The organism is Shimazuella sp. NTD247 (assembly GCF_059510415.1).
In genome coordinates this window covers 12,740-33,799 of sequence record NZ_JCAJZU010000009.1, presented here as the reverse complement: position 1 = coordinate 33,799, position 21,060 = coordinate 12,740, and the positions used below count along the sequence as shown (strand labels likewise).

The following is a 21,060-nucleotide window of genomic DNA, read 5'->3' as shown; positions in this document are numbered from 1 at the left end:
AAATAAACGTCATAGTAGAGAACATTTCTTTAGAAAACGAGCATTCGAGTAGATAAAAATGTATAAAATAATCACAAAAATCTCTATATTTGTTATAATCCTCACACAAACATTTTTCTTTATAGGTTTTTATTCGCAAAAAGGAGTATCAACTCATGTCGAAAATAACTGAAAAACGAATCTCTCCTCCAGGACCAAAAGGATTCCAATTATTCTCATCCATTCCTAGATTGGCGAAAGATCCATTTAGTTTCTGCATGGAGGAGGCAGCAAAAGGAGAAGGATTGGTACGAATTGGATCTGGATCAGCAAGTGCATATTTAGTCAGTCATCCTGATTATGTCCATCATATTTTAATCGATAACGCATCCAACTACATAAAGGGAAGAATGATGGATGGGATTCGTTATGCTCTAGGAAATGGTTTATTCACAGCGGAAGGAGATGACTGGAGAAGACAGCGAAAATTAATGCAACCCGCATTCCATCCAAAGCAAATTGAAAAAATGGCTGTGATTGCGAACCAGTCCGTTAAAGAAGCAGTTTTTCGCTGGGACCAGTGTGCAAAAACAGAAACGCCATTAGATATGCTGGCAGATGCCACAGAAACGAATGTGGATGTAGTACTCAAAACATTGTTAGGAACATCGGTGGAGAAGAACCAGTCAAAACGATTAGTAGAATTAACAAATACTGTATTTCAAGGCATGACAAAAAGAGTATGGACCTTTTTTGTTCCGAATTGGTTTCCTAGCCCAGGAAAGTCAGCATATCGGAAATCTATCGTAGAACTAGACCAAGAAATCTATTCGATTATCAGGCAACGAAGACAGACCAATACGGTAACGGATGATTTACTAGGAATCTTATTAAAAGAAGCAGATGATGATGGTAATAGGATGACGGATCAACAAATTAGAGATGAAGTGTTCACCATCTTTCTAGCTGGTTATGAATCAACAGCGAGCGCAGTAACGTGGGCAACTTATTTGTTGAGTCAAAATTCGGAAGCTGCTGATCGACTTTACCTAGAGGCGACAGAAGTATTGGATGGACGGATACCAGCATATTCAGATTTAGCAAAACTAAAATATGCAAGAATGGTGTTAAATGAAACTTTGCGATTATATCCTGCATTCCCAATGTATTTTCGTACATCAGTTAAGGAAGATACAATTGGGAACTATAAAATTCACGGTGGAAAGCCAATTATTATCAGTCCCTTTGCTACTCACCATGATCCGAATTTTTGGGATAAACCTCATGTTTTTGATCCAGATAGATTTTCACCAGATAGATTTGATCAAAAAGCTCGTAACTCGTACTATCCTTTTGGGAAAGGTCAACGACTTTGTATTGGACAAGATATGTCTCTAACTATCGCATTACTGTTATTGGTAACGTTTGTGCAAAAATACAAGTTCACACTAAAAGAAAATTCTCAAGTAGCACCACGTTATGCGATGACCTATCAGCCAAAGGAAATGCCTTTTTATTTGAATCCAAGACCTTAAAAAACGAATACAAATGGCATTTTCACCTTAGAAAATGGTGATGAGATCTGTTTATTTACTGTATCATCTGGCCAGTTGGCTACTTTTTCCAACTTTTCGACTAACGCTTAGATACAGATTATTGTATTTTTTGGTTACCACTAATTGTCTTTCTCATATAGATAAGAGAAGGAGGGGATTAGTGTGTACAATCGTGAACAAGCAGTAGCCTATGCAAATACGTACTGGAATTCCCATAATCCAGCTTATCGCTTTTTTTCCACCAATGACTGTACGAATTTTATTTCACAATGCTTACACGCAGGTGGATATCCTATGGTAGGTGGGGATCATCGGGGAAGAGGCTGGTGGTATCGTAATGGTAATTGGAGTTATAGTTGGGCTATCGCCAATAGCTTGTATTGGTTTTTGCGCAATAGAGCACAGATGGTTCCGCGGGTAGAAGATTTACAACTCGGCGATGTTATCTGTTATGACTTTGAAGGTGATGGCAGATGGAATCACAACACGATTGTCACATATAAAGATGAAAATGGGCAAGCGTATGTGAATGCGCATACAAATAATAGCCAGTATCGTTATTGGGAATACCAAGATTCTGCTGCATGGACACCTCAAATAAAATATGCGTTTTTTCATATTCGATAAGAAACCTACTGTTTACGGTAGGTTTCTTATTCTGTGTTAGGGATTTCGGTGTGTCTAGTATTGTTTTCTAGAACTCGCAAAACAATAAGGATGGAGGTGCCGAAGAAAGAAACGATACTAAACAGTAAATAAACATAATGAATATCAGCTAAGTCCAATACAAATCCCCCGACAAGTGTAAAAAACCAATTTCCTAGACCAAAACTCACTCCATTGAATATACCCACTGCTGTAGTTTGAAGAGATTTCAGTGTATGCAGTTGAACGTATTGGAGAGAAACAGGAATAAAAATACCAAGAGAAAATCCTTGTGCGATATTAAGTACATAGATGATCATTTCCGGAGGATGATAGAAAAAACAAAAGTATTGAATCGATGAGACAGCAGATGCGATGATTAAAATGGTCGTAATATTTAGTGTCTGTAACCATTTTCCTGCCAGTCGCATAAATGGAACTTCGCTACCTACGCTGATTAAAAAACTTACACCAACTCCAGCAAGTGTACCACCAAGACTTGTGTACAGCAGTCCAAAGAATGAATTATTTGCAAGCATCACACCGTATACTAAGAAGCATGCAAAAAGAAAAAGCAGGAATGTACGGTTGGAAATCAGTTTTTTAATTTGATATTTGGATATTTTTTCTTTTTGCTGTATTTGATATAATGGCAATTTCCAAGCATAGAGTGCCGAAAGAAATAGAGAAATAGAGAGTACATAAAAAACAATTTGCAGGGAACCATGGGAAGTTAATTGACTCAATGCCCAGACAGAAAGAGCAAAGCCGACCGCCCCCCATAACCGAAAATCTGCATAAGACAGCCCTCTGTTTTCTGAATAGCTTATAATCATACTGGTAGAAATGGGTTCAATTGCACTTAAAAAGACTGATAAAATAATCGTTAGAATTACAACGGTGAAGAATTTCCCTTCAATCCATATGAAGGCAATACTTGTAATGGATGCAATTATCGTGGCTATTACTAGTAAAATATGAAAACCCTTGGTATGATCGGCAATAAGTCCCCAGATTGGTTGGACAAGTAACATGATAAACGGACTAATTGAAGCAGTAAAACCGATTTGTGTTCCAGAAAAGTGTAATTCTTTTAGATACAAACTAAAAAGAGGCATAAAAGCGCCTATTGCGATAAAATAAAATAACATGTAACTAATAATGATGAATGAATTTTTTTTATCCGTGTAAAACAAGATACCAAACTCCTTTTCTTAGGATGACAATTAAATCGTAACATGTAAGGAGAAAAGATAAATGCCTTTTCATATTGTATTAGTTGAACCAGAAATACCACCAAATACCGGAAATATCGTTCGTACTTGCTCTGTGACAGGTGCAAAACTTCACTTGATAAAACCGCTGGGTTTTTCCATTGATGATACTCAATTAAAAAGAGCAGGCTTGGATTATTGGCATGAAGTAGACGTTCAACTCTACGATTCCTTTGATGAATTGCGTGCGAAGTATTCAACCAATCGCTTTTTCTGTGCGACAACAAAGGCTAAAAAATCATACACAGCATTCACCTATAAAGAGGGTGATTTCTTCGTTTTTGGCAAAGAAACAAAAGGATTAGAGAATAAAATATTGGAAGCAAACCGAGACACCTTAATTCGTGTTCCTATGCTCCCGAGTGTACGCTCATTAAATTTGGCAAACTCTGTGGCGATTGTTTTATATGAAGGTTTACGGCAATTGGATTTTCCTGCACTTGTTTGATGGTTAATTCATGCATTAATGGAAAATTATAGGATTCTTAATTGAAAAAAAAGGAAAGGACGAATGGTTAAAAAACTGTAAATCAACCGAAAAGTGCTTCTGTTGAGGTATAATAATAAGTAGGGGATAGAATGGAATTTTCAGGTTCCATTCTTTTGTAAAAACGCTGCAACATGGGAGATCTCTCGTTTTTCGAGATGACCCAGCGGCAGTTATTGACTCCCATTTTTCTAAAAGTTTAAAACTTATCGTATCCTTTTGCTATAGAAAAGCATATAGTAATATAACTTTTTCTCTATTTATAGGTTTCAAAGTAGGTGCTTTGGTGGAATACGTTTATTAAACGGTTAAGCAAGTGAAGCTGGTTCGTACCGGAGAGGAGGCTTCCATTGGACATCTTAAAACGTATTTCTGACTACCGTGAAAAACAGTTGGATTATTTATGGGAGGGTACATTTGCGGATTATTTGCAAATTGTGAAGTCACAACCACAAGTTGCAGAAACAGCCCATTCACGAGTTTACAACATGATTAAAAGTCATGGAGTCAAGACGCATGCAGATGGAAGGAAATCTTACCTGTTTTTTAGTGAGGAACTCTTTGGTCTCAATCATGCGATTGAGCGGCTGGTAGAAGAGTATTTTCACTCAGCTGCACGCAGATTAGACGTGAGGAAACGAATTCTTCTCCTTATGGGTCCAGTTAGTGGAGGTAAATCGACGATAGTTGCTATGTTGAAAAAAGGTTTGGAACAGTATTCCCGCACGGACGAAGGAGCACTTTATGCCATTAAAGGTTGTCCGATGCAGGAAGACCCACTAAACTTAATTCCAAGGGAACTCAGGGCTGAAGCGGAAAAAGAGCTTGGAGTCCGCATTGAAGGTAATTTGTGTCCTTCTTGCCGTTTTCGTTTACAGGAAGAGTATGGCGGAAGAATAGAGGACATGATCGTCGAACGAATTCTTCTTTCTGAAGATGAACGTCAAGGAATTGGAACGTTTAGCCCTTCTGATCCTAAATCGCAGGATATAGCCGATTTGACAGGTAGTATTGATTTTGCCACCATCACTGATTACGGCTCCGAGTCGGACCCTCGGGCATATCGATTTGATGGAGAATTGAACAAGGCAAATCGTGGTTTGATGGAGTTTCAAGAAATGTTGAAATGTGATGAGAAATTTTTATGGAATTTGCTCTCTCTGACACAAGAAGGAAACTTCAAAGCTGGTCGATTTGCGTTAATCTCTGCTGATGAATTGATTATCGCCCATACGAACGAATCGGAATACAAGTCATTTATTGCGAATAAAAAGAACGAGGCATTGCAGTCTAGGATGATCGTAATGCCGATACCATACAATTTGCAAGTTACAGCAGAAGAACGTATTTATGAAAAATTGATCAAACAAAGTGATTTGTCCCATATCCACATAGCACCACATTCACTTCGAGCAGCCGCAATATTCTCCATTTTGACCCGTTTGAAAGAATCGAAGAAACAAGGCGTTGATTTACTCAAAAAACTCCGTTTGTATGACGGGGAGTCTGTTGAAGGTATGAAAGATATCGATGTTCGAGAATTACAAAATGAATTTTTGGACGAAGGTATGTCAGGAATTGACCCTCGTTATGTCATCAACCGTATTTCGAGTGCTTTAATTCGTACTGATCAAGATTATATCAATGCATTGGATATCTTGCGTTCACTCAAAGATGGTCTCGACCAACATCCTTCTATCTCCAATGAACAACGTGAAAAGTATTTGCATTTTATCTCTGTTGCACGGAAAGAGTATGATGAAATCGCTAAAAAAGAAGTGCAGAAAGCGTTTGTATATTCGTATGAAGAATCTGCAAAGACATTGATGGATAATTATTTGGATAACGTAGAAGCTTACTGCAACTGGGGGAAAATTCGCGATCCATTGACTGGAGAAGAAATGGAACCAGATGAAAAGCTCATGCGTTCCATTGAAGAACAGATCGGTATTTCGGAAAATGCCAAAAAAGCATTTCGTGAAGAAATTCTTATCCGTATTTCCGCTTTTGCTCGAAAAGGAAAGCGCTTCGATTATAACAGCCATGAGAGATTACGCGAAGCGATCCAAAAGAAATTATTTGCTGATTTGAAAGATGTTGTAAAAATAACTACCTCAACCAAAACGCCAGATGAGTTGCAATTGAAAAAAATGAATGAGGTAATTTCCCGATTGGTTGAAGATTATGGCTATACTCCTTCCAGTGCAAATGGATTATTGCGTTACGTAGGAAGTTTACTCAATCGATAACCAAAGAGGCGGGAGGTGAACCGAATATGAAGAATCCCCTGTTTATTGTGTCAGAGGAAGACTGGTCCCTCCATCGCAAAGGCTATCAAGATCAGCTGCGCCATCAAGAGAAAGTAAAGGAAGCAATCAAGAAGAATTTGCCTGATCTGGTGAGTGAAGAGAGTATTATCATGTCAGATGGAAAACAAATGGTGAAGATTCCCATTCGTTCCATTGAAGAATATCGAATACGTTACAACTACAATAAAGGCAAACAAGTTGGACAGGGCGATGGTGACAGTCAAGTTGGTGATGTGATAGCTAGAGATCCCTCAGGCTCACCAGCAAAAGGGAAAGGTCAAGGAGCAGGGGACCAAGCAGGTGATGATTATTTTGAAGCAGAAGTCTCAATCGAGGAATTAGAGAATATCTTATTCTCTGAAATGGAGCTGCCTAATCTAGAGCGAAAAGAAGAAGAAAACATCACAATTGAAGAAATTCGATTTACAGATATACGCAAAAAAGGTTTGATGGGAAATATTGATAAGAAACGCACGTTGATAGAAGCGATCAAACGCAATGCCTTGGCTGGATCTAAAGAAAAAACAAGAATATCTATCGATGATTTGCGTTTTAAAACATGGGAAGAAAAAATACTTCCACATTCAAACGCAGTCGTCATTGCAATGATGGATACAAGTGGTTCGATGGGTATCTTTGAAAAGTATATCGCCCGCAGCTTCTTCTTCTGGATGGTTCGATTTTTGCGAACCAAGTATGAAAACGTGGAAATTGTCTTTATCGCACACCATACAGAAGCGAAAGAAGTTACAGAAGACTTATTTTTCACCAAAGGAGAGAGTGGAGGAACGATTTGTTCTTCTGCGTATAAAAAAGCAATTGAGATTATCGATAGTCGTTTTCCTACCAATCGTTACAATATTTACCCCTTTCACTTTTCCGATGGGGACAATTTAACCTCTGACAACGAAAGATGTGTAGGTTTAGTCAAAGCTTTGATGGAGAGAAGCAACATGTTTGGCTATGGTGAAGTAAATCAATACAACCGCCACAGCACTCTTATGACAGCTTATCGCAATCTGGCAGACCCAAAATTTATGCATTATGTCATTCGAGAAAAGAGCCAAGTGTACCATGCGTTGAAGCACTTTTTTCAGGAGAAAGAAGTGGTGTAAAAAAGAGATCGCCTTCTCATTGAGAAGGCGATTTTTTTATCATATACAACTGAGATAGGAGAACCGTCTCTTTGTTGCATCTGTTAGCTCAACTGTACTGTCATAAGTAATTAAGGGAAGAGGTCATCCATTTTCATTCTTCCCTTAGTATGTATATTTGGGAGTATGAGGTGGAGAAGATTCGGAAACAGGAGCGATACTTATTAGAGTTGTTGAGTTGAGATTACAAGAACCATCCCTCTGTCTCAAAACATATAAAATGACCTAAAAACAGTTGATTATCAAAATACAAAGTTGAACTTTACTTAGATTATAAATAAAATGAATTCAAGGAATTGATAATGGGAGTTGCACTTGCAACTCCCCTGATCTTGTGGAGGATTCATGTCCAAAAAGTCGCTTCGATCTAAGTTCATTGGCGGAGTGCGTTCCTCGGTGGAGTCAGCTGTGGAACATGCCTTCAATGGGTTTAACGGATTCGGGGATAAGTCTGTAAACAAGACACTGATGGAGCACTTTTCTTCATGGGTAGACCCTCGGCAGATCATTCAGTCGGCTAAGGAGTTCATGACGGAAGAAAAGCTGCAGGAGAGGGTACGAAACTCGTTTTCCTACGGCGATGCTGGCAAGTACCTCCAACAGCGGATTTCCGAGATCCTCGTCAATGTCATAGACAACGATGTCAAGGATGAGGAGGTTATTTCCAAAGCCAAGGAGCTGCTTTCGGAGCAGGTTGCAGGCCGAATCAGGCGATTTTTGTATGATTTCGTTGGTCAGTATCTGATCGATGAAAAGATCAAGCAGATTCTTGATCCACAGGACGACTTGCTGGATCAGGAGACAGTGATCCGTGAAACTCGTCGTCATCTCGCTGAGGAGTGGCAGTTCTCCTCTGTGGTGCGTAACTTCCTTTACAGTAGTACTGCTGGCAAGCAGCTGCTGGAGTCCAAGATTTCCGATGTTGTCTCTTCGGATCAGAGTCTGATCAGTATGACGCTGATTAAGAAGACTGTTCGAGAAACGATCAAGGAAAAGCTTCCTACCTTTGTCTCCAGCTTCTTCTCGTATGGTGGAGCTGGTAAGGTGCTGCTGGAAAGTCAGCTGAAGGAAGTGGTTGATGCAATGCCGAATCTGATCGAGTCCGATCAGTTTGAAACAGTACGAACCGAGTTCGGTAACACGATCGTTCGGCACATGGGGTACTTCTTCCAGACTGCAGAGGGGGAGCGTTTCCTGCGGGACTTCGCGCTTAAAACACTTGGTCCTTCTCTGAAGGAGCACTTGCGGGAAGAAGTTCGGCAGGCGATCGTGCGTCAGCTGCCGAACGCCGCGGACATGGTCGCCAAGAAGGTGCTGCAGGACCCGAGTCAGCCCGGGTATTCGCCTCTTCGCGCATGTGTGGAAGAGCTTGTTCCCGAGGTGATGAGGGAGATTCTCTCCGAGAAGGAATAGGGACATCGATCTCTTCATGAGATCAATCGGCCAAATATTACGGGTTTTAAACTCGTAGTATTTGGCCGAATCATTTTCCCGAGCAGTATCTTTGTTGTCTTTATTATTTAATATATCAATTTTTATTACATAATTTATAGAAAAGGCGACTTCGCTTTAATGTGGAGAAACAGTCTTATTTTTTGAGAAGGTTAATTTTCATCTACTGTAAATACTTTTTTGTAATTGAAAATCGACAATATGAAATAACAGCTGAAAACTTAAAATCAATTTTAGCGCTAAGTGATATAATTGTTGGATGTTTTTAGAATAGATATCCTTCTTTTTGTTTATTTATTTAAATGATTTCTTAATGATGAAGAAAATATATATCATTTTGTTCTGGAATCAAGAAGGAAGGTATATCCTAAACTCGCTTCCCTTTCCAAGCGTACTTTCTACTGTTATTCTTCCATTGTGAGCTTCAACAAATTCTTTGGTTATTGCTAACCCAAGCCCCATTCCTCCCGTATGACGGGACCTTGCTTGGTCTACTCGATAAAATCGATCGAAGAGAAATGGGATCTGTTCTTTTGGAATTCCCATTCCTGTATCAGAAATTGATATGATCGTTTCAGCTGAATTTTTTTCAATCTGAATACTTATCTTCCCATTTTCATTTGTATAGTTAATTGAATTAATCAATATATTAAAAAATACTTGGGTCATTCGCTGAGGGTCCATATTTAAGATGATTTCCTGATCTGCATTTAGGATATGAACTGAAATCTTCTTTTCTTTTAATTCAAAAGCAAGTTTTCTTATAATATTCTGCAATAAGCTGATTACATCAGTTGGCTTTTTTTCTAGAATCAGCTTACCAGCATCAGCTAAAGTTAGTTGATCTAAATCATCTACCAGTTTTGATAATCGAATTATCTCATCCTGAATCGGAAGCAATTGAAAAGGGGAGATTGGCTCCCTGTTTTGTTGAATCGTTTCCAATTGACCTTTAAGAATCGTAAGTGGAGTACGCAATTCATGTGAGACATCTGCGACAAGCTGTTTTCTAATTTTTTCTGCCCAAAGTAATGCGTGAGCCATTTGATTGAGAGCCTCGGTAACTTGAGCATATTCATCACGACTTGTGACGGGAAGCTGGAACTCCAGATTGCCTTTTTTTATTTTGTCAATTCCAACCATTATTTGTTGGAGAGGGGTGGTCAACTTTTTTGCAAAGTAAAGGCCAAATAACAAAGTGATTCCAACACTAATAAATATACCCCTCGACATGACATATAGAAATGTTTGTAAAAATTCACGTTCAAATTCTTGGAGTTGAAATATTTTTTGGTTAAGAAAGTATAAGTCTCCAATTCTCTTTTCACCATCATATATCGTTTGAGTCAATCCATCTTCCATTACTTCTTTAGATTCTCTATTTCCTGAATGATAAAGAACTTTACCAGATGGTGAAAGAAGAACAATTCCTTCTGTCTGCGTTTTACTTAAATTAGCAAATGGATCAGCTAATTTGTTAACTTCTGACCAAGAAAGATGATTTTCTTGGTAGTAATGATAAAAATATTTCTTTAAATCGTTAAGTTGAGCTTGATTTTCGATTTTGTTTTGATGTTCTAGGCTGCTGATATATAAATGGACGATAGAACCGAAAACTACTTCCATTACGATAATAAGCAGCGACATAGCGAGCAAAAGCTTAGTATATACTTTCATAGATGATCTCCAAAACAATAGCCAAATCCGTATATCGTACGGATATAAAGAGGTTTTGCTGAGTTATCCTCTAATTTTTTTCGTAAATTACTTATATGGGAATCAATTGTGCGTTCATAGTTAATAAAATCATCGTCCATAGTTAGTTCAAGCAGTTGTAAACGACTGTATACAATTCCTGGTTTTGCAGCCAAGGTAGTCAAAATTTTAAACTCTGTTGGTGTGAGAGTAATCTCTTGCTTTCCTTTATATACCTTGCATTTCGATTCATGAATCGTTAGGTCTCCTCGTTGATAAACGATTTCCTCTTCTTTATCTCCATAAATTCTTCTTAGAACAGAACGAATTCTTGCCTCTAGTTCTCTTAAGCTAAATGGCTTGGTGATATAATCATCAGCTCCTACTTCTAATCCAATTATTTTATCCATTTCATCCTTTTTCGCTGTTACCATGATAATTCCAAAGGAACCCTGTTTTCGTAGTTCACGGCATACATCAATTCCGCTCATTTCTGGCAGCATCCAATCTAAAACGATGAGAGCAGGGTTTTTTTCAGTTGCAAGTTGTAATGCACCTTTTCCAGTGGAAGCGGTGAAGATCTGATATCCCTCTTGCCGTAAATAATTTCCCATTACTTCTAGTACTTTGACCTCGTCATCTACTAGTAAAAGTGTATTTTTCAATGTACATCGTCCTTGTCCGATTTTGTTTTTATTATAAATGAAAATTCATTGTAAAAAGACATTCCAACAAATAAGGAGAAGTTCTTCATAAGTTCTGGACATTCTCTAGCTAAATTAGAAGCAGCAAATCTTTAGCAAGAGGTGAATCAGATGAATATAGCAAGAAAATGGACTATTATTTCATCTTCTTTGGTTATTTTAGTTGTTTTATTTTTCATTTCCATGTATCAATCCCGATTTCCTGACGCGATGAATATGGGGAATATGGACGGAATGAATATGAATCATCAGACAATGAACGGAAAAGGTATTTCCTGTACTGATTTAAAAGAGAAAGACACAAAAGTACCTATAAAAAAATTCACATTAACTGCAGAAAATACCCGTCTTAAACTAGACAATGGTCAAGCTATCGATGCTTTTACATTTAATGGAGGTAGTCCCGGCCCTGAACTAAGGGTCCAAGAAGGGGATCGAATCCTTGTGAAATTAAAAAATAAGAATATTACTGAAGGAGTAACGATCCACTGGCATGGGGTTATCCTTCCTTGCTCACAAGACGGTGTTGCGGGTGTGACTCAAGATTATGTTAAACCTGGCCAAGAGTTCACTTATAACTTTATTGTAAAAGAGCCTGGTACCTTCTGGTACCATTCACACCAACTAAGCTCCACTCAAACAAGTAAAGGTTTATATGGTCGACTGATAGTGGAACCAAAAAAGAAAACATTTGCATATGACAAGGATTATGCTGTTACGCTTCAATCCATAGATGATATTGCGATGCTAAATCAAAAAACAAAAGGAATTCTTTATAATACTAAATCTGGTGAGAAAGTGCGGTTGCGAATCGTAAATGCAACTAATAATTCGCATTTACTGACAGTAGTAGGAGCACGATTTAAAGTAGTTTCCTTGGATGGCAATGATTTAAATGAACCTACATGGATCAGCAATCAGCTTTTAAAGATAGGTGGAGGGCAACGGTACGATATTCTATTTCAAATACCTAAGCAAGGAAATGTTCAAGTGGTAAGTGCAGAAGACGATGAAACGTTGAAACAAAGTTATCATATTTCATTTGGAATGAAGGAAGAAGTCAAGCGTAATTTGAGTAACTTACCTATTTTCGATTTCAGTCATTATGGTTCCCCAAAAGCAGATGGAATCTCAATGCAGTCTAAATTCGATCGAACTTACAATTTAAAACTTGGTTTCGGAGTAGGCTTTTTAGATGGGAGTCCCAGTGTAAAATTTGAGATTAATGGTAAAGTTTTTGATGAAATTCCACCTATTGTCGTGAAACAAGGTGATCTTGTAAAAATTCACTTCCAAAACTTCATGATTGGGGAACACCCCATGCACTTACATGGTCACAAATTCAAAGTTCTTACTAGAAATGGAAAACCGCTAACTGGGAGCCCGGTCTATTTAGATACACTCTTAATAAATGGTGGAGAATCCTATGATATTGCCTTTAAAGCAGACAATCCAGGATTATGGATGGAACATTGTCATAATCTATGGCATGCTGCACATGGGATGAGCATGATGGTGAATTATGAAGGGGTAACCACTCCATATATGGTTGGGAAAAAAACGGGAAATCTCCCTGATAATTAATCATACAATTTCGCCGATAAAATGCCTGATTTCCAGATTATGTTTAGAAGCTCCATCTATCTATTAAAAACAAATAAGATAGCTCTTTTGGATCATGCAATATAACTTTTTGAAGTTTAGACTGATTTTTGTTTAATAAATTAAGAGAGGATAATGGATTATGAATATATTAAATGTTGGAATATTTATATTCGAAGATGTAGAAGTGCTAGATTTTGCAGGTCCATTTGAAGTTTTTTCTGTCACCGAATTCAATCAACAAAGTAAGGGAGTAAAACCTTTTTACGTTACTACTTTTTCTCAAAAAGGACAAACCGTTTTAGCAAGAAATGGTTTGAAAATTCAACCGGATTATAGTCTTCAGTCTGCTCCACCTTTTGACATTATCATTATTCCAGGTGGACCTGGAACTCTAAAAGAGTTTGAAAATAAAACAGTTATCGAATGGATCAAAAAAAGAATGAAAGATGTTCAGATTATGGCATCCGTTTGTACAGGAGTTTTTCTATTAGCTCAAGCAGGCTTACTAGCTGAGAAGCGAGCAACAACGCATTGGGCCAGCATAAAAGAATTAGAAAGTCGATTTCCAGAAACTACTGTTGTTCAGAATGTGAAATTTGTGGATGAAGGAAACATCCTTACTGCAGCTGGAGTCTCAGCAGGTATCAATATGTCTTTGCATATGGTAAAGCGTTTATTGGGAGTCGAAGTGGCAAAAACAACTGCAAAGCTTATGGAATATGACGTTATTTTATAGAGTTTGAATTCCCAAAATAACGCAATAAAGGAGATTTCCATGTCTAATCAGAACCTTACTAAATTTAAATTATCAGCACTACTTCATCATCGAGTGGTATGGGTTATTCTTGTTGCGACATTAAGTGGGCAAACGGGCATTTGGATTCGATTTTATGCGGTTATGATGTTTGTCATGGCAAAGACAAACAACGACCCCGTTGCAATTTCGATGTTGACCGTTGCAGAATTTGCACCTGTTGTGCTCTTTTCCTTTATAGGCGGTACATTTGCAGATCGGTTATCACCAAAACGAAAGATGATCTTATGTGATTCTTTAAACGCTGTATTTGTGTTTACGCTTCTCATCGGAGTGATTTTTGTTTCATGGAAGGCAGTTTACTTACTTCCTCTAGCGTATGCGGCTTTGATGCAGTTTTCACAGCCTGCGGGATTAAAGCTTTTTAAGAAATATTTATCAGAAGATCAAATGCAAGCAGGGATCTCCCTCTATCAAACCGCTTTTTCCATATTTATCTTGGCTGGTCCAATATTGGGTACATTTGTCTTCCAACAGTTTGGTGTGAACATAGCGATTGCCTTAATGGGCGTGATGTATGTATTATCCGCCTTCATTCAATTTCTTCTTCCATCGGATCAGAAAGTAGAACAAGAAGGTGAAAAAGCCCCGATTTTTCTGGAGATGAAAAAAGGTTTCTGTTATGTATGGTCAAAAAAGGTGCTTATGATGTTAACTGGATGTTTTGTTGTCACCTATTTAGGTTTTGGGCTCGTTCAGCCATTAAGTGTGTTTTTGGTTTCAGAACGATTGAAATTAGGTAACGAATATTTGCAATGGCTACTGACAGCTAATGGAGCAGGAACTATTCTGGGCGGTCTTCTCATTATGATGCTCACAAAAAAAGTTATCCCCCAACAGTTAATTTTTGCAGGGATTATTGTGAATGCGATTAGTTGTATGATATCCGTTTTATCTACACAGTTGTGGTTGACCTTAATGGTCCAGTTTATTTGTGGGCTTATGATGCCTAGTATTCAAATTGGACTCAATACGATCATTTTACAAAAAACGGAAACTGATTATTTCGGAAGGGTCAATGGTCTTCTCGTTCCGACGTATACTGCATCTATGGTGATAGCTAGTTTTATAGCTGGCTGGTTAAAAGAGCAAATCTCCTTGTTTGGTATTTATGGAATTACATTACTTTTATTTATGATTGCCTTGCTCTTTGTTGTCCCTTTACTCCGACTACCTATTGAAAAGAAACGTAGTGTCTTAAAGAAAGCGGAAAAATATGTTGAAATGTGATGCTTGCATATACAAGAACTTTTAGGAATGAACTTTTTGGTTTGTTTCCGTCTTTCCGAATGAAGACAGATAGGAGTGGAGTTTGTGTGGATCAAGATTCAACCAACTGGTATAAGAAGTGGAAAAATATAAAAGTATTTCTTTCTAGAAAAAAGAAGTGGTGTAAATAAAAAATCAACTTTCCAGCGGCGATCTACACCCTGAAGGATTCTCTTGGATTTAGTATGTCATTCACATGTGCAGTCTTGATGAAGTAGAGAACTACTAGGATGCACAGGTAAATGAAATCCTTGAATTAAATTCGTAGTAGATCAAATTAAGATAAATTATTGCAGATAGAGCCTGTAAATCTATACCAATAGGCATTCGACTTTGATGACAGCTTATCGTGATTTAGTTGACCCCAAATTTATGCATTATGTAATTCGAGCGAGAAAACCCACGATTTAAACCGTGGGGCACACGGGGTTAGCTTGGTAATGAATTAGTCATAAAGCTATCGTCCCAAGAATCCCACGGCTGTAGTCGTGTGGAGTGCCAAGTAATCCGAGAAAAGAGCTAAGTGTACCATGCTTAGAAACACTTTTTTCAAGAGCAAAAAATGGTATAAAAGGAAGTCGTCTTCTCTTATGGATTTGAGGAGGCGATTTTTTCTGGTTCTCATAGAGACATTAATATACTGTAGAAAATGGAATGTTGACAATTATTTATTCATATGGTTAACTGTAAACCAGTTGACTATATGATGAAGGTGGTTATGGTGGTGGAAACGAAGAATATTGATATCATCCAGGATACATTTAAAGCATCTAACTTACTTTCAAGATGGGGGAGTAAATTAGCTGTTAAGTGTGATTTACCAAGTGTACAACAATGGTTGATATTAAGTACAATCGCGGAACAAAAAAAGACTAATTTAGGATATCTTACGAAACATACATCGGTGACAAAGCAAAATATTACAAAAATAATTGAACGCATGAAATTGTCTGGATTATGTCAAACGTATCAAGATCCAAATGATAAACGTTATGTTTTTGTAGAACTAACGCAAAAAGGCAAAGAGAAACTAAAGCAATTAGAATATATGCGCAAAGAAATCGATACCAAAATTTCAGATATCTTTTCCGAAGATGAGTTGCAAAATTTTTCCCAACTATTGCAAAAACTAATTAAGCGAATTCAATAAATATACACCATCTCCACACAATAAAATAAATTCACTTCAGTTAAACATTGGATTTGAATTTATTTTTATTGCTATATAGTCAATTAATTGACTATCTTAGGAAGTGAGTAAATCATTTGAAAGAGGTCTAAACATGGAAAAGAAAAAAACACATTTAGGTTGGATAACAACCGCTTTAATGCTTGGATTAATCTTGTCTTCTCTTGATGTCACAATCGTATCAACAGCTATGCCGACTGTTGCGAAAGAGTTAGGGGGACTTTCTCTTTACAGCTGGGTGTTTGCCAGTTACTTGTTGACCTCCACTCTCACGATTCCCTTGTATGGGAAGATGGCAGATTTATTTGGACGAAAAAAAATGTATGTAATTGGTCTTTTTCTTTTTTTGCTAGGTTCTTTTCTATGCGGGCTTTCCGACAGTATGCTTCAATTAATTATTTTTCGTGGTCTACAGGGTTTAGGAGCAGGGGCAATTATGCCTATATCCTTTACAATCATTGGAGATGTATTTCCACCTGAAAGATTAGCGAAAACGCAAGGTTTATTTGGCAGTACTTTCGCAATATCTAGTATCTTAGGTCCTACTATTGGTGGATTTATTGTGGAGAATTGGCATTGGTCTTGGATTTTTTATGTGAACATTCCAATAGGACTAGTTGCTAGTTTGCTGGTACTCATCCATCTCCATGAAGGAGAGAGGAAAAAAAGACCTTCTATCGATTGGTTAGGTGCTATCTCTTTATGCAGTGCAATTATTTCTCTCTTACTCGGGATTGAGTTAGGAAGCAGTCAACAATATAGCTGGAGCTCTCTATTAGTATCTGGGTTGCTGCTTATCGGCATTTTTCTGCTAGCAGTATTCATTTGGATAGAAACAAAAGTAAAGGAACCTATCATTCCTCTTTCTCTCTTTAAAAATCGTTCGGTCACTTTTGGCAACATCGCGATATTTTTTATGAGTATTGGAATGTATGGTCCACTTACTTTTATCCCGTTATTTGCGCAGGCTGTAATTGGTGTTAGTCCTTCCGCTGCAGGATATTTGTTAATGCCTATGATGTTAGCAGTTGTTGTTTCAACTTCTATTGTCGGACGATTGTTACAAAAGTTTCCTTACCGCATGATACTTATTCCCAGCTTTGGACTTATGGCATTAGGCTTCTTGTTTCTAAGTCAAATATCGATAAGTACAACGATGATTCAAATAATCACCTGTCTTTTTTTGATCGGTTTAGGGTTGGGGGCAGTTCCTCCTACTATTAGTACGGCAATAGCTAGATCAGTAGAGCATCAAAATCGTGGAGTTGCTACTTCTTCTATTCATTTATTTCGATCTATTGGAGGATCCATAGGAGTGAGTATTTTAGGTAGTCTTATGACATATTACATGTCGACTCAAGTAGCAGAATTAAGTAAAAAGTGGACATCTCTCCCAATCAGCCAATTGAAAAAAATCGTTGATCCGAAGATACTTTTAGAACCTCAAATCCGAGCTTCTTTATCTGGCACTGTGATACATGACCTTCAACAAGTGTTTAGTGAAGCTTTGCATTATGTATTTTTGGTAGAGCTCATTTTTGTTTGTATTGGTCTCATTGCAAGTTTTCTATTTGGGAAATCTCGATTAATTTCAGTTGATAAAAAGTAAATACAAGATACTAGTTTATTTATGATCTTAGAAAAGTTAGTTTTAAGAAAGGAGCCATATTATGGCAACATTTGTATTGGTTCATGGATTATGTCACACCGGATCTTGTTGGAATAAAGTCGTTCCACTCTTGGAGGATAAAGGACATCAGGTATATACACCCACTTCAGGAGGAAATGAACCCAGTGAACTGGATGAGAATAAAAATATAACTTTCCAACAAGTAGCCCAACCAATAGTCGATCTAATAGTAAAAAAAGATTTAAATGAAATTATTTTACTAGGACATAGTTTAGGTGGAACCACGATTCAGTTCGTAGCTCAACAAGTACCAAATCGAATCAAACGCTTAATTTTTATGGGTGCATGCTTTGTAGAAGATCAAAAGCCTTTTTTTGATAAAGATACAGATTTGTCTTTTCTTTTTGGTACATCTTCGATCGAAAAGGACGTTCTTATTCCTTTTAATATTTGGCGAGATGTTTTTATGAATGATACGGATATAGAAACGGCTCAACAAGCTTACAAACAACTAGTACCAAATCCTTTTTCTTATTTATCTGAGAAAATAGATTTAAAAAAGTATTATTCTTTGGATATTCCCCGCACTTATTTACATGGAACAGAAGATGCTGTGATAAATTATCAATTTTATCAATTTAACAGAAAATATCTTGGTCTTCATCGATTCGTATCTTATACGGGTGGCCACGAAATTATGTTCACCAATCCTGTTGAGATAGCAGAAAAAATTTCAATTGCTGAGTAAAAGAATCTGAATCCCAATAGGAATGAATTTCTTCAATTAATCCTTTTTTGTTAACTTGGAAAAAGCGCCTACACGAAGTTCATATTGTTTTTCGATTCGTTATGCTCAAAAGTGGCAGTTTTTTTGATTTCACAAGCGACTCCATCATTTTGTATGCATTTTGTAATCCGAAAAAAGAGCTGAGTGTACCATGTGTTTAAGCATTTCTTTCAAGTAAAGAAGTGGGTAAAATGATCATACTTTTTAGGAGCACCAATGAAAATGGTAAATATAAATTTTTAGTATTTTTTTATATTTTTGAACGACTAAACACTACCTCAAAAAGCGCAATATCATACAAGAAAAGTTTTATAGTAAATGGTATTTTTAGAAATGTTATTACAGTACAGGAGGATGGCTGGATGTTAAATGAGATCCGAACAGTTTATCTTGATTCTGATTTAAACATCGAGGCCTATCGATTTAAGGGGATCATGCAAAAGTTTCCTGCCCACTTTCATGAATATTATGTAATCGGTTTTATTGAGAAAGGGAAGCGTTATTTGGTTTGTAAAGGTGAAGAATATATTATTAATTCTGGAGATTTATTATTGTTCAACCCTTATGATACTCACAGTTGCGAACAGATAGACGGCAAAACGTTAGATTATCGCTGCATCAATGTGAGACCAGAAGTTATGAAAAAAGCAATATTGGAAATCAATGGTGATGAAAACCTTCCATGTTTCAAGAAAAACGTTTTATATCGTAGCGAGATTGTTTTTAATCTAAGAGAACTGCATTTAAAAATTTCGCAGGGTGAGAGTGGACTTAAGAAGGAAGAGTTATTTTTATACTTATTGGAAGAGCTCATTCAGATGCATTCTGACCTTACAATTCTTTCACCGTTTCCAGAAACATCTAACGAAATCAAAACAGTATGTAACTATTTGGAGGAAAATTATACAAAAACGATTACACTTAATCATTTGAGTAACTTAACAGGATGGAGCAAGTTTCATTTGCTAAGATCATTTACAAAACAAAAGGGTATCTCTCCATACAGTTACCTAGAAACCATTCGAGTAAATCATGCAAAAAAACTTTTGGAACAAGGTGTAAAGCCGATCGAAGTAGGTTTTTTAACAGGTTTTAGTGATCAAAGTCACTTGACCAAATTCTTCAAAAGACTGGTTGGTTTAACGCCAAAACAATATATGAGAATTTTTGAAAGTGAAGGAGAATCATAGTGAGTGGTCTTGAAACAAAATGCGTGGTTGTCGTCGATGAGAATTTACCTTTAGGCTTGATTGCTAATACAGCAGCAATCTTGGGTATAACTGTTGGAAAATATGCTCCCGAAATAGTAGGTAGCAGTGTAGCAGACGGTTCAGGCATCGAACATTTGGGAATTGTAAAAACACCAGTTCCAATTTTAAAAGGGAGTACTAACCTTCTTCATGAACTAAGAGATAAGACCACAACAGAAGAGTTTGCTGATCTCATTGTCGTAGATTTTTCAGATACCGCACAAAGCTGTAAAACGTACGAAGAATACACAGCGAAACTGCAGAAAATATCCAAAAAAGATTATCGTTACTTTGGGATAGGAATCTATGGGAATAAGAAAAAAGTAAATCGATTAACAGGAGGTTTGTCTTTGCTCAGGTAGACAAGAACCAGATTATAGTAATTCGCGTTTTTTCATAAGAAAGGATGACTTATAACTGGTTATAAAAGAGGAAGAATAGAATGGATAATTTGCTTGCATATATTTTCATGGCCCTTATGATGTCTATGTTACCTGGTACAGATACAGTACTTATTATGAAAAATACACTTAACCATGGAGCAAAAGCTGGATGCTATACGATACTTGGGATAGCGACAGGTCTAACTTGCTGGACTATTATTGCTGTTCTTGGTTTGTCAGTTGTCGTAGCCCAGTCAGTAATTCTTTTCAATGTAATCAAATATTTGGGAGCTGCGTACTTGTTTTATTTGGGTATTCGGGTATTTTTTTCTAAAAATACATTTTCATTAGACGCTGTTCAAACTGAACGTCAGCGTTCAAATGACAAGTCATCACAGCATTGTAGAGAATCCTATTTTCAAGGAGCAATCAGTAATATTCTTAATCCTAAAACTGTTTTGGTCTATATAACTTTTATCCCTCAATTTATTGATCTAAATGAAAATGTAAATCACCAACTGATTGGATTGGGATTAATTCTTATTATAATAGCAGTAGGATGGTTTTTAATCTTGATTTATCTTTTAGATCAGGTGAAAAAGTGGTTAAAAAAACCTAAATTTCAAAAAGTATTTCAAAAATCTATTGGGGTAATGTTAATAGGCTTTGGAATAAAAACTTCAATATAGATTTCAAAGTTGTTTTTATCGAGTCTCAACACTCAGTCGTATGGATAGTTAACCCTTGGATATATCCCGGACATCTATATCAATACAAATCGTCATTCCACTTTGATGACAGCTTATCACCATCTGGCAGACCCAAAATTTATGCATCATGTCATCTGAGAAAAGAACCAAGTTTATCATGCTTTAAAG

General features: G+C 37.0%; 18 protein-coding genes. 15 read left to right on the top strand and 3 right to left on the bottom strand.

Going from position 1 to position 21,060, the window contains the following annotated elements:
- Positions 1 to 155 precede the first annotated feature (155 nt).
- Positions 156 to 1,514: a cytochrome P450 gene (locus AC5WOC_RS19160; protein WP_496057023.1), complete on the top strand. Its 1,359-nt coding sequence runs from the start codon at positions 156 to 158 to the stop codon at positions 1,512 to 1,514.
- A gap of 183 nt (positions 1,515 to 1,697) precedes the next feature.
- The gene (locus tag AC5WOC_RS19155) at positions 1,698 to 2,162 is read left to right on the top strand and encodes an amidase domain-containing protein (protein WP_496057022.1); all 465 of its coding nucleotides are present in this window, start codon (positions 1,698 to 1,700) and stop codon (positions 2,160 to 2,162) included.
- Between the two features lie 26 nt (positions 2,163 to 2,188).
- Here the strand turns inward: AC5WOC_RS19155 and AC5WOC_RS19150 are convergent, their stop codons facing one another.
- Positions 2,189 to 3,376 (bottom strand): MFS transporter, encoded by a 1,188-nt coding sequence (locus AC5WOC_RS19150; RefSeq protein WP_496057021.1) that lies wholly within the window; start codon positions 3,374 to 3,376, stop codon positions 2,189 to 2,191.
- A gap of 61 nt (positions 3,377 to 3,437) precedes the next feature.
- On the opposite strand from AC5WOC_RS19150, the gene trmL reads away from it, so the two are divergent.
- From trmL to AC5WOC_RS19130, 4 genes are all read left to right on the top strand, one after another.
- Positions 3,438 to 3,902, top strand: a complete 465-nt coding sequence (trmL, locus tag AC5WOC_RS19145) for a tRNA (uridine(34)/cytosine(34)/5-carboxymethylaminomethyluridine(34)-2'-O)-methyltransferase TrmL (RefSeq protein WP_496057020.1) — start codon at positions 3,438 to 3,440, stop codon at positions 3,900 to 3,902.
- A gap of 389 nt (positions 3,903 to 4,291) precedes the next feature.
- A complete protein-coding gene (locus AC5WOC_RS19140) occupies positions 4,292 to 6,190 on the top strand; it encodes a PrkA family serine protein kinase (protein ID WP_496057019.1) in 1,899 nt (632 codons plus the stop codon).
- A gap of 26 nt (positions 6,191 to 6,216) precedes the next feature.
- On the top strand, positions 6,217 to 7,365 hold the full coding sequence (yhbH, locus tag AC5WOC_RS19135) for a sporulation protein YhbH (protein WP_496057018.1): 1,149 nt from the start codon (positions 6,217 to 6,219) through the stop codon (positions 7,363 to 7,365).
- A 384-nt stretch (positions 7,366 to 7,749) separates the two neighbouring features.
- Positions 7,750 to 8,817: a hypothetical protein gene (locus AC5WOC_RS19130; protein WP_496057017.1), complete on the top strand. Its 1,068-nt coding sequence runs from the start codon at positions 7,750 to 7,752 to the stop codon at positions 8,815 to 8,817.
- A 387-nt stretch (positions 8,818 to 9,204) separates the two neighbouring features.
- Here AC5WOC_RS19130 and AC5WOC_RS19125 read toward each other — a convergent pair whose 3' ends face one another.
- A complete protein-coding gene (locus tag AC5WOC_RS19125) occupies positions 9,205 to 10,533 on the bottom strand; it encodes a HAMP domain-containing sensor histidine kinase (protein ID WP_496057016.1) in 1,329 nt (442 codons plus the stop codon).
- Positions 10,530 to 11,216, bottom strand: a complete 687-nt coding sequence (locus tag AC5WOC_RS19120; RefSeq protein ID WP_496057015.1) for a response regulator transcription factor — start codon at positions 11,214 to 11,216, stop codon at positions 10,530 to 10,532. Before AC5WOC_RS19120 ends, AC5WOC_RS19125 begins: the two co-directional genes overlap by 4 nt.
- 150 nt (positions 11,217 to 11,366) lie before the next feature.
- On the opposite strand from AC5WOC_RS19120, the gene AC5WOC_RS19115 reads away from it, so the two are divergent.
- From AC5WOC_RS19115 to AC5WOC_RS19075, 9 genes are all read left to right on the top strand, one after another.
- Complete coding sequence (locus AC5WOC_RS19115; protein ID WP_496057014.1) at positions 11,367 to 12,839, top strand: multicopper oxidase family protein; 1,473 nt, start codon at positions 11,367 to 11,369, stop codon at positions 12,837 to 12,839.
- Positions 12,840 to 12,996: 157 nt separating this feature from the next.
- Positions 12,997 to 13,596 carry a DJ-1/PfpI family protein gene (locus tag AC5WOC_RS19110; RefSeq protein WP_496057132.1) on the top strand — a complete coding sequence of 200 codons (600 nt, stop codon included), beginning with the start codon at positions 12,997 to 12,999 and terminating at the stop codon, positions 13,594 to 13,596.
- 39 nt (positions 13,597 to 13,635) lie between these two features.
- Positions 13,636 to 14,904: an MFS transporter gene (locus AC5WOC_RS19105; RefSeq protein WP_496057013.1), complete on the top strand. Its 1,269-nt coding sequence runs from the start codon at positions 13,636 to 13,638 to the stop codon at positions 14,902 to 14,904.
- A gap of 763 nt (positions 14,905 to 15,667) precedes the next feature.
- Positions 15,668 to 16,093 (top strand): MarR family winged helix-turn-helix transcriptional regulator, encoded by a 426-nt coding sequence (locus tag AC5WOC_RS19100; protein WP_496057012.1) that lies wholly within the window; start codon positions 15,668 to 15,670, stop codon positions 16,091 to 16,093.
- A gap of 133 nt (positions 16,094 to 16,226) precedes the next feature.
- Positions 16,227 to 17,741: an MDR family MFS transporter gene (locus AC5WOC_RS19095; RefSeq protein ID WP_496057011.1), complete on the top strand. Its 1,515-nt coding sequence runs from the start codon at positions 16,227 to 16,229 to the stop codon at positions 17,739 to 17,741.
- A gap of 61 nt (positions 17,742 to 17,802) precedes the next feature.
- Positions 17,803 to 18,510 carry an alpha/beta fold hydrolase gene (locus AC5WOC_RS19090; protein WP_496057010.1) on the top strand — a complete coding sequence of 236 codons (708 nt, stop codon included), beginning with the start codon at positions 17,803 to 17,805 and terminating at the stop codon, positions 18,508 to 18,510.
- 401 nt (positions 18,511 to 18,911) lie between these two features.
- Positions 18,912 to 19,739, top strand: coding sequence for an AraC family ligand binding domain-containing protein (locus tag AC5WOC_RS19085; protein WP_496057131.1), 828 nt, complete (start codon positions 18,912 to 18,914; stop codon positions 19,737 to 19,739).
- A complete protein-coding gene (locus AC5WOC_RS19080) occupies positions 19,739 to 20,161 on the top strand; it encodes a DUF2000 domain-containing protein (RefSeq protein ID WP_496057009.1) in 423 nt (140 codons plus the stop codon). Before AC5WOC_RS19085 ends, AC5WOC_RS19080 begins: the two co-directional genes overlap by 1 nt.
- Positions 20,162 to 20,241: 80 nt before the next feature.
- Positions 20,242 to 20,871: a LysE family translocator gene (locus tag AC5WOC_RS19075; protein ID WP_496057008.1), complete on the top strand. Its 630-nt coding sequence runs from the start codon at positions 20,242 to 20,244 to the stop codon at positions 20,869 to 20,871.
- The last annotated feature ends 189 nt before the right edge of the window (positions 20,872 to 21,060 follow it).